At 67.7% G+C, this 16,440-nt stretch carries 16 protein-coding genes; 12 read left to right on the top strand and 4 right to left on the bottom strand.

Translation table 11 applies throughout. The annotated features are described in order from the left end of the window. Nucleotides 1-33 precede the first annotated feature (33 nt). Genes ABE485_RS03145 through ABE485_RS03115 form a run of 7 tightly spaced genes read left to right on the top strand, consistent with a single transcriptional unit; the run spans nt 34 to nt 6,701 of the window. A complete protein-coding gene (locus tag ABE485_RS03145) occupies nt 34-975 on the top strand; it encodes an ABC transporter permease (protein ID WP_346513373.1) in 942 nt (313 codons plus the stop codon). 1 nt (nt 976) lies between these two features. After that, on the top strand, nt 977-1,852 hold the full coding sequence (locus ABE485_RS03140; RefSeq protein WP_346513372.1) for an ABC transporter permease: 876 nt from the start codon (nt 977-979) through the stop codon (nt 1,850-1,852). A 2-nt stretch (nt 1,853-1,854) separates the two neighbouring features. Further along, nucleotides 1,855-2,862 (top strand): ABC transporter ATP-binding protein, encoded by a 1,008-nt coding sequence (locus ABE485_RS03135; RefSeq protein ID WP_346513370.1) that lies wholly within the window; start codon nt 1,855-1,857, stop codon nt 2,860-2,862. After that, nucleotides 2,859-3,857, top strand: coding sequence for an ABC transporter ATP-binding protein (locus ABE485_RS03130; RefSeq protein ID WP_346513368.1), 999 nt, complete (start codon nt 2,859-2,861; stop codon nt 3,855-3,857). Before ABE485_RS03135 ends, ABE485_RS03130 begins: the two co-directional genes overlap by 4 nt. A 38-nt stretch (nt 3,858-3,895) precedes the next feature. Next, a complete protein-coding gene (locus tag ABE485_RS03125) occupies nt 3,896-4,768 on the top strand; it encodes a MurR/RpiR family transcriptional regulator (protein WP_346513366.1) in 873 nt (290 codons plus the stop codon). A gap of 14 nt (nt 4,769-4,782) precedes the next feature. Then, complete coding sequence (locus tag ABE485_RS03120; RefSeq protein WP_346513365.1) at nt 4,783-6,252, top strand: N-acyl-D-amino-acid deacylase family protein; 1,470 nt, start codon at nt 4,783-4,785, stop codon at nt 6,250-6,252. Nucleotides 6,253-6,287: 35 nt separating this feature from the next. Beyond that, nucleotides 6,288-6,701 carry a RidA family protein gene (locus tag ABE485_RS03115; protein WP_346513363.1) on the top strand — a complete coding sequence of 138 codons (414 nt, stop codon included), beginning with the start codon at nt 6,288-6,290 and terminating at the stop codon, nt 6,699-6,701. A gap of 86 nt (nt 6,702-6,787) precedes the next feature. Here ABE485_RS03115 and lolA read toward each other — a convergent pair whose 3' ends face one another. Beyond that, nucleotides 6,788-7,411 carry an outer membrane lipoprotein chaperone LolA gene (gene lolA, locus ABE485_RS03110; protein ID WP_346513655.1) on the bottom strand — a complete coding sequence of 208 codons (624 nt, stop codon included), beginning with the start codon at nt 7,409-7,411 and terminating at the stop codon, nt 6,788-6,790. Then, nucleotides 7,411-9,795 carry a DNA translocase FtsK gene (locus tag ABE485_RS03105; RefSeq protein WP_346513361.1) on the bottom strand — a complete coding sequence of 795 codons (2,385 nt, stop codon included), beginning with the start codon at nt 9,793-9,795 and terminating at the stop codon, nt 7,411-7,413. The genes lolA and ABE485_RS03105 overlap by 1 nt, the downstream gene beginning before the upstream one ends. A 42-nt stretch (nt 9,796-9,837) precedes the next feature. Here ABE485_RS03105 and trxB point away from each other — a divergent pair, with 42 nt between their 5' ends. The 5 genes from trxB to ABE485_RS03080 are packed head-to-tail and all read left to right on the top strand — an operon-like array spanning nt 9,838 to nt 13,527. Continuing rightward, entirely contained in the window at nt 9,838-10,797 is a 960-nt protein-coding gene (gene trxB / locus ABE485_RS03100) for a thioredoxin-disulfide reductase (protein ID WP_008158848.1), read from the top strand. Next, the gene (locus ABE485_RS03095; RefSeq protein WP_346513358.1) at nt 10,784-11,458 is read left to right on the top strand and encodes a Smr/MutS family protein; all 675 of its coding nucleotides are present in this window, start codon (nt 10,784-10,786) and stop codon (nt 11,456-11,458) included. Before trxB ends, ABE485_RS03095 begins: the two co-directional genes overlap by 14 nt. Beyond that, on the top strand, nt 11,455-11,784 hold the full coding sequence (locus tag ABE485_RS03090; RefSeq protein ID WP_346513357.1) for a DMT family transporter: 330 nt from the start codon (nt 11,455-11,457) through the stop codon (nt 11,782-11,784). Before ABE485_RS03095 ends, ABE485_RS03090 begins: the two co-directional genes overlap by 4 nt. Beyond that, nucleotides 11,781-12,416, top strand: coding sequence for a hypothetical protein (locus ABE485_RS03085; RefSeq protein ID WP_346513355.1), 636 nt, complete (start codon nt 11,781-11,783; stop codon nt 12,414-12,416). The genes ABE485_RS03090 and ABE485_RS03085 overlap by 4 nt, the downstream gene beginning before the upstream one ends. Further along, nucleotides 12,403-13,527 (top strand): hypothetical protein, encoded by a 1,125-nt coding sequence (locus ABE485_RS03080; protein ID WP_346513353.1) that lies wholly within the window; start codon nt 12,403-12,405, stop codon nt 13,525-13,527. The genes ABE485_RS03085 and ABE485_RS03080 overlap by 14 nt, the downstream gene beginning before the upstream one ends. A gap of 10 nt (nt 13,528-13,537) precedes the next feature. Here the strand turns inward: ABE485_RS03080 and ABE485_RS03075 are convergent, their stop codons facing one another. Both ABE485_RS03075 and ABE485_RS03070 read right to left on the bottom strand, forming a co-directional pair. Next, nucleotides 13,538-15,628 carry a sodium:solute symporter family protein gene (locus ABE485_RS03075; protein WP_346513351.1) on the bottom strand — a complete coding sequence of 697 codons (2,091 nt, stop codon included), beginning with the start codon at nt 15,626-15,628 and terminating at the stop codon, nt 13,538-13,540. Continuing rightward, the gene (locus tag ABE485_RS03070) at nt 15,628-15,903 is read right to left on the bottom strand and encodes a DUF4212 domain-containing protein (RefSeq protein ID WP_346513350.1); all 276 of its coding nucleotides are present in this window, start codon (nt 15,901-15,903) and stop codon (nt 15,628-15,630) included. Before ABE485_RS03070 ends, ABE485_RS03075 begins: the two co-directional genes overlap by 1 nt. Between the last annotated feature and the right edge of the window lie 537 nt (nt 15,904-16,440).

Below are 16,440 nucleotides of genomic sequence, written 5' to 3'. Positions count from 1 at the left end.
GCACGATTGCGCGCTGACCTCTAGGATTCCACCGTGTTGCGTTATCTCTTGAACCGGCTGGTCGGGCTGGTGGCCGTGATGTTCATCGTCGCGACCATCGTGTTCGTGATCATCCGCGTCACGCCCGGCGATCCGGCCGCGGTGATGCTGGGCCCGCAGGCCAGCCAGCAGGACATCGCCGCGCTGCGCGCGCAGCTGGGGCTGGACCAGCCCGTGGCCGTGCAGTACGTGTCGTGGCTGGGCAAGCTGCTGCAGGGCGACCTGGGCCAATCGATCTTCATGAACAAGCCGGTGCTGTCGGCGCTGGCCGACCGCGCCGAGCCCACGATCCTGCTGACGCTGATGTCGCTCCTGATCGCCAGCGCCATCGCGCTGCCGGTGGGAATTCTTTCCGCGGTCAAGCGCGGCACCACGCTGGACCAGTCGGTGCTGTCGTTTTCCATGTTCACGTCCAGCGTGCCCAGTTTCTGGCTGGGCCTGCTCCTGATGCAGGTCTTCTCCGTCAAGCTGGGCTGGCTGCCGGTGGCGGGCTACGGCGGGCCGGACGCCTCTCTCGCGACGCGCCTGTCGCACCTGATCCTGCCCGCCGTGGTGCTGGGGCTGGTGAACTCGGCGCTGATCACCCGCTTCATCCGCGCCAGCATGCTGGACGTGCTGCGCGACGACTACGTGCGCACGGCGCGGGCCAAGGGGCTGCCCGAGCGCAAGGTCATCCTGAAGCACGCGGTGCGCAACGCGCTGATCCCGATCCTGACGGTGCTGGGCCTGACCACGGCGCTGCTGATCAGCGGCGCGGTCGTGACCGAAACCGTGTTCGGACTGCCCGGCGTGGGCAGCCTGGTGGTGTCGGCGGTGCTGCGCCGCGACTACCCCGTCATCCAGGGCGCGCTGCTGATCATCGCGGCCATCTACGTCCTGATCAATCTGTTTATCGACCTGCTTTACCTGGTCGTCGACCCCCGGGTGCGCTACTAGAATGGCTATCGCAACTTCCGCTAATACGGGCGCCGGCACGGACCGCTGGCAGGTGCTGCGCCTCCTGGTGGCGCGCAAGACGGTGCTGATCAGCCTGATCGTGATCGTCGTGCTGACCGCCGCCGCGCTGCTGGCGCCGTGGATCAGCCCGTACGATCCCTTCAAGCTGTCCATCATGAACCGCCTGAAGGCGCCCGGCGCCGCGCACTGGTTCGGCACCGACGATTTCGGGCGCGACGTCTTCAGCCGCGTCATCCACGGCGGCCGGCTGTCGCTGATGGTGGGGTTTTCCGTCGTGATCGTGTCCAGCGTGCTGGGCATCGCGCTGGGCCTCATCGCCGGCTTCTTCCGCACGGCCGACAAGTTCGTGTCGCGACTCATCGACGCGATGATGGCGTTTCCCGACATCCTGCTGGCCATCTCGCTGGTGGCGGCGCTGGGGCCGTCGCTGGTCAACGTGGTGATCGCGCTGGGCATCGTCTACACGCCCCGCCTGGCGCGCATCGTGCGGGCATCGACCCTGGTGATCCGCGAACTGCCCTTCGTCGAGGCCGCCCGCGCGCTGGGCGTGCCCACCTGGCGCATCGTCACCGTGCACGTGCTGCGCAACCTGGTGTCGCCCATCCTGGTGCAGGGCACCTTCATCTTCGCCTACGCGATCCTGGCCGAAGCCGGCCTGTCGTTCCTGGGCGTGGGCGTGTCGCCCGACATCCCGACCTGGGGCACGATGATCAACGCGGGCCAGCAATACATGGGGTCGGCGGACTGGATCATGATCTTTCCCGGGATCGCCATCGTGCTGTCCGTCCTGTCGCTGCAATTGGTGGGCGACGGCCTGCGCGACGTCCTCGATCCGCGCCTGCGCAAGGAGCTGTAATCATGACGGCAAGCACCCGAGACATCGTGCTGTCCGTGGAAGGACTGAAGACCTGGTTCCACAGCCGCGACGGCATCGCCAAGTCCGTGGACGGCGTGACCTTCGACCTGGCCCGCGGCGAAACGCTGGCGATCGTTGGCGAGTCCGGTTCCGGAAAATCCGTGACCAGCCTGTCCATCATGGGCCTCCTGCCCAAGCCGGCGGGCCGCATCGAGGCCGGCAAGATCCTGTTCCGCGACCGCCAGGGCGCGCAGCACGACCTGGCGCACGCCATGCCCGCCACGCTGCAGAAGATCCGCGGCGCCGAGATCGCCATGATCTTCCAGGAGCCCATGACCAGCCTGAACCCGCTGTACACGGTGGGCGACCAGATCGCCGAGGCCGTGCTGCAGCATGAGGGCGGCTCCTACGCGGCGGCGATCAAGCGCGCCCGCGAAATGCTGGAGCGGGTCGAGATTCCCGCGGCGGACCGCCGCGTCAACGAGTACCCGCACCAGATGTCGGGCGGCATGCGCCAGCGCGTGATGATCGCGCTGGCCCTGGCCTGCAACCCGGCCGTGCTGATCGCCGACGAGCCCACCACGGCGCTGGACGTGACGGTGCAGGCGCAGATCCTGGACCTGCTGCGCCGGCTGCAGGCCGAAATGAACATGAGCATCCTGTTCATCACGCACAACCTGGGCGTGGTGGCCGAGATCGCGCACCGCGTGGCCGTCATGTACGCCGGGCGCGTGGTGGAGGACGCCGGGGTCTACGACCTGTTCGAAAAGCCCACGCATCCCTACACCCGCGGCCTGCTGTCCTGTCTGCCCACGGCCGCGCTGCTGGCCTCGGGCGAGCGCCTGCGCGCCATCCCCGGCAACGTGCCCAGCGTATTGTCGCTGCCGGCCGGCTGCACCTTCGCGCCGCGCTGCCCGCTGGCCGCGGACGACTGCCGGGCCGGCGTGCCCGAACTTGTGACGGTGCAGTCCGAACACCGCGCGCGCTGCATCAAGGTGAACCCGATATGACGAGCAACCCGACTGTCCGCGCCGAGGCGCCGCTCGTGCGGATCGAAGACCTGAAGGTCCACTTCCCGACCTCGCAGGCGCGCAACGCGCCCGTCGTGCGGGCCGTGGACGGCGTGAGCTTCGACGTGCCCCGCAACACCATCGTGGGCCTGGTGGGCGAATCCGGCTCCGGCAAGACCACCACCGGACGCGCCCTGCTGCGCCTGTTCGCGCCCACCGCCGGACGCATCGTGTTCGACGGGCAGGACATCACCACGCTGAACGAAAAGCAGATGCTGCCGTGGCGCCGCCGCATGCAGATCGTGTTCCAGGACCCCTACGCCAGCCTCAATCCGCGCATGACGGTGGCCGAGATCCTGAGCGAAGCGCTGAACACGCACAAGCTGGCGCAGGACCGCCGCGCCGCCCGCATCGGCGAACTGCTGGAGCGGGTGGGCCTGAACGCGGACCACAGCCGCCGCTATCCCCATGAATTCTCGGGCGGCCAGCGCCAGCGCATCGGCATCGCGCGCGCGCTGGCCGTGGAGCCGGACTTCATCGTGGCGGACGAACCGGTGTCCGCGCTGGACGTGTCGGTGCAGGCGCAGGTGCTGAACCTGCTGCAGGACCTGCAGCGCGACCTGGGGCTGACCATGCTGTTCGTGGCCCACGACCTGGCGGTGGTGGATTACCTGTGCGACGACGTGGTGGTCATGTACCTGGGCCGCGTCATGGAACGCGGGCCGACCAGCGAGGTCTACGCCCGCCCGCGCCATCCCTATACCCGCGCGCTGCTGTCCGCCGCGCCCGTGCCGGACCCGCGCGCGCCGCGATCGCGTATTCTGCTCAAGGGCGACATCCCCAGCCCGGTCAATCCGCCGTCCGGCTGCGTATTCCGCACGCGCTGTCCGCACGCCATCGACGCCTGCGCGGCCACCGTGCCGCCGGCGGTCGGCGTCGGCCCGGGCCACTTTGCGGCCTGTACGCGCCTCGACGATCCCGAGCTCGCGGCCTAGCGCCGGTTGCCCCGCCCGAATTGACCCAGGAATTGCACATGAACATCATCCGCGACATCGTCTTCCAGATACGCAGTCGGCGGGACGCATTGAGCGTGACCGAACGCAAGGTGGCCGACGCCATCCTGGACGACATCATCTGGAGCGCCAGCGCCACGGTGGACCAGCTGGCGGCCAAGGCCGGCGTCAGCATCGCCACCATCTCGCGCTTTGCGCGCACGGTGGGCTGCGACGACACGCGCGACCTGAAAATGAAGCTGGCGCAGGCCAGCACGGTGGGCAGCCGCTTCCTGGACCCCAGCGCGCCGGCCGAGGAAAGCACCTTCTACGCCCGCATCTACGCCGACATCGAAAGCACGCTGCGCGCGCACCTGCCGACCTTCACCGAGCAGCTCTTTGAAGAAGCCGCGTCCATCGTCGACGGCGCGCGCATGATCTACGTCTTCGGCATGGGCGGCGCGTCGGCGGTGCTGGCGCAGGAAGTCCAGTCGCGCCTCGTGCGCCTGGGCTACCCCATCGCCGTCTACAGCGACGCGGTCCTGCTGCGCATGGTGGCGGCCACGCTGGACGAGCGCGACGCGGTGCTGATCCTGTCGGCCTCCGGCCTGACGCCCGAGATCCTCGGCGCGGCGCGCATCGTGAAGCAGTACAACGCGCGCATCGTCGCCATCACCGACGCATCCTCCGAGCTGGCCAGGCTGTCCGACGTGGTGCTGCCCATCCGCACCGACGAGACCGACTTCATCTACAAGCCTTCGGCCTCGCGCTACGCGATGATGCTGGCGATCGACCTGCTGTCGACGGAACTGGCCATGCTGAACCAAGAGGAAAACCGCGAACGCCTGCGCCGCATCAAGCTGGCGCTGGACGAGCACCGCGGCGGCCCGAACCGCCTGCCGCTGGGCGATTGAACCTGGAACACAAGATGTACGACACCCTCATAGGCAACGTCCGTATTTTGGACGGCACCGGCGGCCCGGAATACCGCGCCAGCGTGGCGCTGGCCGGCGGCCGCATCGCCGCCATCGGCGACCTGCCCGGCGCCGCCGCCCGCCAGATCATCGACGGCACGGACCTGGCGCTGGCCCCCGGTTTCATCGACGTGCATACGCACGACGATACCAACGTCATCCGCACGCCGGACATGCTGCCCAAGCTGTCGCAGGGCGTGACCACCGTGGTGGTGGGCAACTGCGGCATCAGCGCCTCGCCCGTGTCGCTGCGCGGCGATCCCCCGGATCCGATGAACCTGCTGGGCAAGCGGGAAGACTTCAGCTACCCCACCTTCGCCGACTACACGCGCGCCATCGAAGCCGCGCAGCCCGCCGTGAACGTGGCCGCCCTGGTGGGCCACACGGCATTGCGCAACAACCACATGGACCGGCTGGACCGGCCCGCCACCCGCGAGGAAGTGCTGGCGATGCGCGCCCAGCTGCGCGACGCGCTGGAGCACGGCGCCATCGGCCTGAGTACGGGCCTGGCCTATGCCTCGGCCTTCGAGGCGGACACGGCCGAGGTCAAGCTGCTGGCCGAGGCGCTGGACGAATTCGGCGCGCTGTACACCACGCACCTGCGCTCGGAATTCGCCGCCATCCTGGAGGCCATGCAGGAGGCCTTCGACATCGCCCTGCACGCGCGCGTGCCGGTGGTGGTGTCGCACCTGAAGTGCGCGGGCGCCGGCAACTGGGGCCGCACGAAGGAAGTGCTGTTCAAGCTGGAAGGCGCCGGCCGCCTGCAGCACGTGGGCTGCGACTGCTATCCCTATTCCGCCAGTTCGTCCACGCTGGACCTCAAGCAGGTCACGGACGAGTTCGACATCGACATCACGTGGTCGGAGCCCCATCCCGAGCAGGCGCGCCGCAAGCTGGCGGCCATTGCCGCCGACTGGGGCGTCACCCTGCTGGAAGCGGCACGGCGCCTGCAGCCGGCCGGCGCCGTGTATCACAACATGCACGAGGACGACGTGCGCCGCGTGCTGTCGCACCCGCTCACGATGGTGGGCTCGGACGGCCTGCCGAACGACCCCATGCCGCATCCGCGGCTGTGGGGCGCCTTCCCGCGTGTGCTGGGCCATTACAGCCGCGACGTGGGCCTATTTCCGCTGGCCCGGGCCGTGCACAAGATGACCGGCCTGTCCGCCGCCCGCTACGGCCTGGCCGAACGCGGCCTGGTGCGCGAGGGCTACCACGCGGACCTCGTGCTGTTCGATCCCGACACCGTCATCGACCGCGCCACCTTTGCCGACCCGGTGCAGACCGCGGCGGGCATCGAGGCCGTGTGGGTGAACGGCGCCCTTTCCTACCGCAACGGACAAGCCACCGGCGAGCGCGCCGGCCGCTGGCTGCCGCGCAGCGGCGACCTGCGCGCGTCCTATTCCCAGGCGCCGGCCGCCTGACCCTTCAAGACATCCCGAACCAGGAGAAACACCCCATGAGCGCTACCCCCACTCCCGACGGCAACGGCATCACCCGCTACGGCGTCGCCGGCGGCACCGGCCAGGGCGGCTCGCACATGCCCTTCGCCCGCGCCGTCGCGGCCGACGGCTGGCTGCACGTATCCGGCCAGGTGCCGATGGAAAACGGCGAAGTGATCGAAGGCGGCATCGTGGCGCAAAGCCACAAGGCCATCCAGCAGGTGCTGGCGATCCTGAAGGAAGCCGGCTACGGCCCCGAACACGTGATCCGCTGCGGCGTGTGGCTGGACGACGCCCGCGACTTCGCGTCGTTCAACAAGGTCTTCAAGGAATACTTCGGCGCCAACCCGCCGGCGCGCGCCTGCGTGCAGTCCAGCCTGGTGGTCGACGCCAAGGTGGAAGTGGATTGCATTGCGTATAAGCGCGCTTGAGGGCGCGGCGCGCCATCGCGGCGCGCAAACAAAAGGCCCGGCTGCACCCGCCAGGCCTTCGGGAAAAGCCTGCCTGCCGGGGACGATTACATCTTCACGACATCCACGCCCTTGGGCGCGGTGAACTGGAATTCCTTGGCGGGCAATTGCGGATTGGCCTGGATGGCCGACAGGTCGACGCGGGTGGTCTGGCCGAACGAGTCCAGCAGTTCCACCCGCACGGGCAGGTTGTCTTTCATGCCGATGTCGACGCGCGAGAAACCGGCATCCGCGGTGCGCGGCTTGGCGCGCAGCCAGTCCACGCCGTCCTTGGCCGGCAGCGCGGACACGTCGAAGGACTGTTCGAGCGACCCCGAGCCGAAGAGGATGGCCGCGGGCGAGGTGCCGATGGCGGCATCGACCTTGCGCTCGGTGACCTGGGCCAGATCGGGATCGAACTGGAACACCTGGCGGCCGTCGGAGATGACCAGCTGCTCATAGGGCTTTTGCACGGCCCACTTGAACTTGCCGGGGCGCTGGAACGAAAACACCCCGGTCTGCGCGGGCTGGGTGCGGCCCTGGTTATTCACGGTGTACTGCGAGAACGACCCGGTGGCCGACGTGACCGTCGCCACGAAGGCGCGCAGTTGTTCTTGCGCGCTGGCGGCAAGCGCCAGGGCCGGCGACAGGCCCAGTACCGCGACGGCGGCCAGGCGGCGAAACGTGTTCATCATGCTTCCTCTCGTGCGGCGGCAGCGGCGGGAACGAGGATCTCGCGGTTGCCATTGGACTGCATCGCCGACACCATACCCGATTGCTCCATCTGCTCGAGTAACCGGGCCGCACGGTTGTAACCGATGCGCAGGTGCCGCTGCACCAGCGAGATGGAAGCGCGGCGGTGCTTGAGCACCACTTCGCAGGCCTGGTCGTACATGGGATCCGATTCCGCGTCGCCGCCGATGCCGGTGACGCTGCTGGCGCCCTCGGCGCCGTCGCCGTCCAGGCCGCCTTCGAGGAGGCCTTCGATGTAGTTCGGCTCGCCCTGCGCCTTCAGGCTTTCCACCACGCGATGGACTTCGTCGTCGCTGCAGAACGCGCCGTGCACGCGCACCGGCAGGCCGGTGCCCGGCGGCATGTACAGCATGTCGCCCTGGCCGAGCAGGGTTTCCGCGCCCATCTGGTCAAGAATGGTGCGCGAGTCGATCTTGGACGACACCTGGAAGGCGATGCGCGTCGGGATGTTGGCCTTGATCAGGCCCGTGATCACGTCCACGCTGGGACGCTGCGTGGCGAGGATCAGGTGGATGCCGGCCGCGCGCGCCTTCTGCGCGAGACGGGCGATGAGTTCTTCGATCTTCTTGCCCACCACCATCATCAGGTCGGCCAGTTCGTCGATGACCACCACGATGGTGGGCAGCGGCGCCAGGGGCTCGGGCTGGTCGGGGGTAAGCGAGAACGGATTCGGGATCGGCTCTTCGCGCTTGATCGCGTCGCGGATCTTGGTGTTGTAGCCCGCCAGGTTGCGCACGCCCATCTTGCTCATCAGGCGGTAGCGCTTTTCCATTTCTCCGACGCACCAGTTCAGCGCGTTGGAGGCCTGGCGCATGTCGGTGACGACGGGCGCGAGCAGATGCGGGATGCCTTCGTAGACGCTCATTTCGAGCATCTTGGGGTCGATCAGGATCAGGCGGGTGTGCGAGGCGTCGGCCTTGTACAGCAGGGACAGGATCATGGCGTTGATCCCGACGGACTTGCCCGAACCGGTGGTGCCCGCCACCAGCAGGTGGGGCATCTTGGCCAGGTCGGCCACCACCGGATTGCCGGCGATGTCCTTGCCCAGCGCCATGGTCACGACGGAATGGCTGGCGTGGTAGGTCTGCGAGCCCAGGATCTCGGACAGGCGCACCATCTGGCGGCGCGGATTGGGCAGTTCCAGGCCCATCAGGTTCTTGCCGGGGATGGTCTCCACGACCCGGATGCTGACCAGGCTGAGGGCGCGCGCCAGGTCCTTGGCCAGATTGACGATCTGGCTGCCCTTCACGCCGGTGGCCGGCTCGATTTCATAGCGGGTGATGACCGGACCGGCCTGCGCCGCCACCACGGTGACGGACACGCCGAAGTCGGCCAGCTTCTTTTCGATCAGGCGCGAGGTGAACTCGATGGTCTCGGCCGACACGGTTTCCTGGTTGTTCAGGGGCGGGTCCAGCAGGCTGATGGCCGGCAGGTCGCCTTCGGCGCCGGGCGCGGGCGCGAAGAACAGCGACTGCTGCTTTTCCTTTTCGACGCGCTCGGACTTGGGCACCACGGTGATGGCGGGCTCGATGCGGACGGGCTGTTCGTGGACCAGCTTTTCCTGCTTGGCCACGACCTGCTCGGTGCGCACGGCCTTGGCGACCTCACCGACCTTGCGGTCCTGGCGGGCGGTGTACGAATCGCGCACGCGGCGCACCAGGCCTTCCAGCCAGGAGCCGACGCGTTCCGCGACGGCCAGCCACGAAAACGAGAAAAACAGACTGAGTCCGATAGCCAGCATGACCAGGAAGGCCAGCGTTGCGCCAGTGAACCCGATGCTGCTGCCGATCAGGTCGGCCAGCATCTGGCCGATGACGCCGCCCGCGCCGCTGGTGGTTTCGGAGGCGCCGGGCAGATGCGTGCCGCGGCTGGCCAGGCGCAGGGCTTCCATGCCCAGCGAACCGATCATCAGCAGGAAGAAGCCGATGCCCTCTTCCCAGTGGACGCGCGGCAGCACTTCGGGCTGCTTGCTGTTGGCTACGCGCAACTGCGCGGCCAGGCGCCGGTAACCGGCGCGCACGCGGTGCAACAGCAGGATGACCCACCACCAGGCCGAAAAACCGAACAGGTAGAGGAGGATGTCGGCCAGATAGGCGCCCAGCCGGCCGCCCTGGTTGTGCACCACGTCGCCCGGCACCGAGTGCGACCAGCCAGGGTCGGAGGCGCTCCAGGTGGCCAGCACGAGGGTGAGCCAGGCCGCCAGGGCGGCGAACAGGATCCAGCGGGCTTCGCGCAGCAACGCGGAAATGCGCGTCTGTAGCGGAGAAGGTCCGTTGCGGGTGTTGCGCGAGGCGCGCGGAGAAGCAGTCGAGATACGCGGCATGCGGCTCATTATAATTGGGCGTTAACCTAAAGATACCCGCCCATGTCCACGCCTACGCACGCTAAAGTTTTGATACTCGGTTCCGGCCCCGCCGGTTACACGGCGGCCGTCTATGCGGCACGCGCCAATCTGAACCCTGTTCTTGTTACAGGTCTGGCCCAAGGCGGCCAGCTCATGACCACCACGGATGTCGACAATTGGCCGGCGGACGCGGATGGCGTGCAGGGCCCGGACCTGATGCAGCGGTTCCAGAAGCACGCCGAACGCTTCAACACCGAAATGCTGTTCGACCACATCGCCAAGGTCGACCTCTCCAAGCGCCCGTTCACCCTCACCGGCGACACCGGCAAGATCTACACCTGCGACGCCCTGATCATCGCGACCGGCGCCTCGGCCAAGTACCTGGGCCTGCCGTCCGAGCAGTCCTTCATGGGCCGCGGCGTGTCCGGCTGCGCCACCTGCGACGGTTTCTTCTACCGCAACCAGGACGTGGTGGTGGTCGGCGGCGGCAATACGGCCGTCGAAGAAGCGCTGTACCTGTCCAATATCTGCCGCAAGGTCACCCTGATCCACCGCCGCGACAAGTTCCGCGCCGAGCCCATCCTGGTCGACAAGCTCATGAGCAAGGTCGAGACCGGCAACATGGAACTGAAGCTGTTCCACACGCTGGAAGAAGTCCTGGGCGACGACAGCGGTGTTACAGGCGTGCGCGTACGCCACGTGGACACCGGCGCCACCGAAGACATGGCCGTTACCGGCGCGTTCATCGCCATCGGCCACCAGCCCAACACGGAAATCTTCCAGGGCCAGCTCGAAATGAAGGACGGTTACATCGTCACCAAGAGCGGCCTGTCCGGCATGGCCACCATGACCTCCGTGCCCGGCGTGTTCGCCGCCGGCGACGTGCAGGACCACGTCTATCGCCAGGCCATCACCAGCGCCGGCACGGGCTGCATGGCCGCCCTGGACGCACAGCGGTGGCTGGAGAATGCGGGGCAGTAAGGTCGGCCTGGCCGACCTGAAACGCCTGAAGAAAGACCTGCAGGCCGAACGCGAGCGCGCCGCCCTTGCCCAGCAGCGGGCGGCGCTGCAGAAGAAAAAGCCCGAGTCCGCCCCCATGGACGACATGGCGGCGTTCCAGCGCACGATGAAGTCGGTCACGCCGCTCAAGCATGATGCCCGCGTCGAGCACAAGCCGGTTGCGGAACCCGCGCCCGCGCTGCGCCGCGCCAACGCCCTGGGCGAAACGCCCACCCGCGCCGATGCCGGCGTCTCGGACGGCGGCGAAATCACGCACCTGCTGTCCGAAGGCGGCACCGCCTTCGTGCGCAGCGACGCCGCGCCCGACACCGCGCGCAACCTGCGCCGCGGCCAATGGCGCGCCGGCGCGGAACTCGACCTGCACGGCCTGCGCGTCGAACAGGCCCGCCACGCCTTGCTGTCGTTCCTGGACGAATGCCAGGAGCACGGCATCCGCTGCGTGCGCATCGTGCATGGCAAGGGTTACAACTCGCAGGGCCTGGAGCCGGTGCTCAAGGACAAGGCGCGCACGTGGCTGGTCCAGAAGGCGGACGTGATGGCGTTTTCCGAGGCGCCGGAGCGCGAAGGCGGCGCGGGCGCCCTGCTGGTGCTGCTGCGGCAATCCGAAGGATCGCGCAAATGAAATGGCTATACCTGGGCGTGGCGATCATCGCCGAGATCTTCGCCACCAGCGCGCTGAAGGGCTCCGAGGGGTTCACCCGCCTGGTGCCGTCCATCGTCACCGTGTTCGGCTACCTGATTTCGTTCTATTTCCTGTCGCTGACCCTGCGCGAGATCCCCGTCGGCATCGCCTATGCGATCTGGTCCGGCGTCGGCATCGTGCTGATCTCCATCGTGGGCGCGGTGCTGTTCAAGCAGCACCTGGACACGCCGGCGCTCATCGGCATCGGCCTCATCATCGCCGGCGTGGTGGTGATGAACGTGTTCTCGGAATCCGTCTCGCATTGAAGTCGCCGCCCGCTGTCCTCGCGCGGCGCATCCTGCGCCGCTGGTTCGCGGCCCTGTGCCTGGGATGGCTGCTGGCGGGCAGCGCCCTGGCCCAGGACTTCGACCGCGCGGCGGAGCTCCGGCGCTACCGCGCCTGGCTGCAGGATTTCACGCGGGATATGGACAGGCTGGCCGACACCCGCGGCCCGCTCAGCGACGCGCAGCTCGACGCCATGTTCGAACGCACCGTCGTGCCCGGCTCGCGCGCGGCCGGCTTCATCCGCGGCACCTTCGCGCGGCGGGGCGCCGATGGAACCTATCTTCCGCAGTACGGCCCGCGTCCGGTTTTCATGGGGGTGCTGAATAGCGGCATCCCGGCCGGCCAGGGCGGCGTCTATCCCGAAACCGATGCCGCGCTGAAGGGGCCGGACCTGACCGTCTGGTACCTGCACGTGGACGTGGGCGACATGGCCAACTCCTATCTGCTGTCTCCCGAGCACTTCACTCCCTATCGGCTTCCGCCCGCAGGCACGCTGGAACGCAAGGCCTATCCCTTCCTGCTGATGGAATCGCGCGATGGCTCCCTGCGCCTGGGCGGCGTCAGCGCCGAACTCTGGGGCCTGGTCGCCTGGCTGCACAATGCCGCGAACTGACGCCATCCTGCGCCTGCTTGCGTCGGCAGCCCTGTCGGCGCTTCCCGGGCTTGCGTTCGCGCTATGCCAGCCCCTGGCGGCCACGGGCGAACGCCAGACGCTGGTGGCCGACGTCCGGCTGGACGAAACGAATACCCTGCTGGGCAAGGACGGGTCCCGGATCAGGACCTGGCTGCCCCGCGTGGAGGTGGAATCGGGCCCGCGCGCGGTCCCCTTGATCTGGGCCGAGCGCGTGGACTGGTCCGTGTACGCGGCAGCGCCCGGCGCACGCATCGGCGTGACCCTGCTGCGTTTCGAGCGCGGCGCTGACGGGGTCCGGCATCTTTGCGGCATAGCGCAGTACAGCCCCGACGCCGTGGACGCAGCGCGGGCATCGCCCGGCGCCGCCCTGCCGCCGCCCGAGGCGGAGACGCGCTTCCATTACGACGATGCCGGCAGGCTGACCGGCTACGAGCAGCGATCGCGCGCCTGGAACGGCAGGCCGAATCCTGCGGATCGGCACTGCCTGCGGTACGACGGACAAGGATGGCTGGCCGAACTGGCCGCCGGCGCCTGCGACGCCGCAGCCCGGCCCCAGGCCCGCTACGTGCACAACGCCGCGGGCCGGCTGCTGCGGACCATCCGGTATGCGCAAGAGCGCCAACAGGCGGTCGAGGTCGTTGTCCACGACAGTCGGGGCGAGCCCGCGCAACGCTACCTGCGGCCGCTGCGCGACGACGCTGACGGCATGCAGGCGGCGCTGCCGTACCGAAGCGTGCCGGGCGACCACCCCGTGCTCGTGCTGCCCGGCCCCGGCTGGAAGCCGCCCGTGCTGGACTCTTATCACTACGACTGGACCATCGTGCAAACGCGAGACGGCGGCGACGTCTATGACGCAAAGCGCGACCCGGCATCGGTGCTTGCAAAGGGCAACAGCGGCGACGGACAGTTCCACCTGACCACCGACCAGCGCAGGCGTGTCTGGACTGCGGCGGGCGGCAAGCCCGGCGGCGTGCAGTGGCTATGGGCGCCGGGACAGGTCTTTACGCTGCTGCAGGCGATGCCCGACGCCGCCTGGGACGCCTGCGCGGATCCGGCCAACCGCAGCCCCAACGCCTGCCCTGCCCCCTAGGCATCGGCGCCTAGGCGTTTTCTGCCTGCGGGTTGCGCGCGTCGGGATTGCGCAGATAGTCCACCAGCGCCAGCGTGGCGCGGTCCGGCGGCGGCGTCAGCAGGGACACCACCACGATCGTCAGGAACGCCACCGGCGCGCCGAACACGCCTGCCGCGATGGGCTGGATGCCCCACCACAGGTCCACCGGCTGCGTGCGCGATATGCCGAGCACCGATTCCCGCAGCCAGGGATGCGTGTGCGTCATGTAGGCGAACGTCACCGCCAGGCCGGCCGCCATGCCCAGCGTCGCGCCCCATTTGTTGGCTCGCCGCCAGAACACGCCCATGACCAGCGCCGGAAAGAACGACGAGGCGGCGAACGAGAACGCCGCCGACACCATGAACAGGATGTCGGCCGGTTTGCGCGCCGCCACCCAGGCCGCCCCGAAGGCCACCACCAGCAGCAGGATCTTGGACACCATCACCCGGCGCGCGGCCGACATGCGCGGCGACACCACCCGGTACCACATGTCGTGCGACAGGGAGTTGGACAGGGTCAGCAGCAGGCCGTCGGCCGTCGACAGGGCCGCGGCCAGCCCGCCGGCCGCCACCAGGCCCGAAATCACATAGGGAAGTCCGCCGATCTCGGGCATGGCCAGCACCACCACGTCCGCCCCCATGTTGATCTCGCTGAGCTGCACCACGCCGTCGCGGTTGATGTCGGTCACGTCCAGCAGATTGATGTCCACCGCGCTCCAGGCATGCACCCAGTTGGGCAGGCTGAGGAAATTCGACCCGACCACCTGCGTGTAGATCTCGAACTTCACCAGCAACGCCAGGGCCGGCGCCATGAAATACAGCAGCAGGATGAACAGCAGAGACCAGCACACCGATTTGCGCGCCTCGACGACCGACGGCGTGGTGTATGACCGCATCAGGATATGCGGCATGCCGGCGGTTCCCAGCATCAGGCACAGCACCAGCGCCAGGAAGTTGATGCGCATATTGCGCCGCTCTTCGGGATCCTTGGCGGGAAAAGGTTCCGCGTGCGGGGTGGGCGGCGCGGCGCGCGCCTCGAAGGTCGCCCGGGCCTGCGACCAGGCGCCGCGCGCGTCCTCGACCGTGGCCGGATAAGACGCCAGCTCGCGTTCGGCGGAGCGGATCTCGACCATGGGCGCGTCGCTGGCGTTCAGCTGGGCCAGCCGGCTGCGCAGCTTGTCCTTTTCCAGGGTCCAGGACTCGGGCAGGGTTTCCAGGCGGCGCGACATTTCATCGGCGCGCTGCTGCCAGATGCGGCGCACCTCGATCTCGGACGGATCGTTCTGCAGGTAGACCTCTTTTTCGGTCACCTGCTGCAGCACCGCTCCGCCCGACAGCTGCGGCAGCGGCATGTTGGTGTGCTTGACCGACAGCCAGATCACCGGCACCAGGTAGGCGATGACCAGGATGATGTACTGCCCGACCTGCGTCCACGTGACCGCCCGCATGCCGCCCAGGAACGAGCAGACCAGCATGCCGCCCAATGCCACGAAGATGCCCAGTTCGAACGAAATGCCCGTCATGCGCGTGGTGATGATGCCCACGCCGTAGATCTGGGCGACCAGGTAGGTGAATGAACAGAGGATGGCGCAGGCCACTCCGGCCAGGCGCGGCAGGTTGCCGCCGTAGCGCGCCCCCATGAAATCGGGGATGGTGTATTGGCCGAACCGCCGCAGATAGGGGGCCAGCAGCATCGCCACCAGCACGTAGCCGCCGGTCCAGCCCATGATGTACGCCAGCCCGCCGTAGCCGGTCAGGTACAGCGTGCCGGCCACGCCGATGAACGACGCCACCGACATCCAGTCGGCGGCCGTGGCCATGCCGTTGTAGATGGCCGGCACCCGGCGGCCCGCGACGTAGTATTCCACCTGGTCGGACGTGCGGCAGACGATGCCGATGCCGGCGTACAGGCTGACCGTGACCAGCAGGAAAACGTAGCCGATCCAGTTGCGCGGCATGCCGAGGATCTCGGCCAGGGCCATCAGCAGGATCATCAGCGCGAAGCCGGCCGTGTACAGCACATAAATGCGCCGCAGGCGGATGCGGAACTGCTGGGGAGTGTCTCCGCTGAAAAACGGCATCAGCGCTGCTCTCCGGCTTCTTCGGCGCGCTCATCGGCGCGATTCATGACCCGGGCGTAGACGGCGATGATGATCAGGTAGGCCAGCGGGGCGCCGTAGGCGGCCATCCAGAAGGCAAAAGGCCAGCCGATGAAGTCGAAGCTCAGGCTGCGCGCAAAGAAGGACGGGACGAACGTCAGCGCCGCCCAGACGGCAAGCAGCAGCAGGATCAGCCGCAGGTTGCGGCGCCAATAGGGCGTGGATGAGCGGGAGGGTGTAAGGCGCGATTGCGGCATAGCTTGGATGAGCAGGACCCCATCTGATTATCGCTAAACGCAGCGCTTGAAAAGCCCTGAAGCGTGAAATGCCGGCTTTTTATGCGACAACGGCTGGCACTACCTGGTGCCAGCCGTTGTGCGTTTGCTTTTTTTGAGTACTGCTTTACTTTTTTTATGTACCGGTGCCGCCGGTATTTGCCCATGCAGGGCTTTGTCTCCTCACCTGCATGGGAAGAGATTCTGCACCAGATGCGGGAATGTCACACTAGGGGAATGCCCTAAGACGGAGCATTCATTTACATATTCCCTGCACCATATAAGTGCATTTCGGGCTCTTAGTTCTAAATATTGGGATTTTTTACCCTCCGCAAGCCGGCATTTGCCCTAAATCTTGAGGACTGCTCAGTTAGTGAGCATGCAGGATGGCGAACCCGGTGCACGCCGGCTTGCCCGCGCATGCCCGAATCCGGGCACGCAATGCCACGCGCGCGGGCCGTCTTTATATCCTGTTTACACCCCGCCTCCCAAGCTATACCCCGTTTTTACCCCCCGCTC

This window comes from Achromobacter spanius (assembly GCF_039673305.1).
GTDB lineage: Bacteria > Pseudomonadota > Gammaproteobacteria > Burkholderiales > Burkholderiaceae_B > Achromobacter > Achromobacter spanius_F.
Note: the sequence above shows the minus strand (reverse complement) of the source record. Positions and strands in the feature narration are given on the sequence as shown.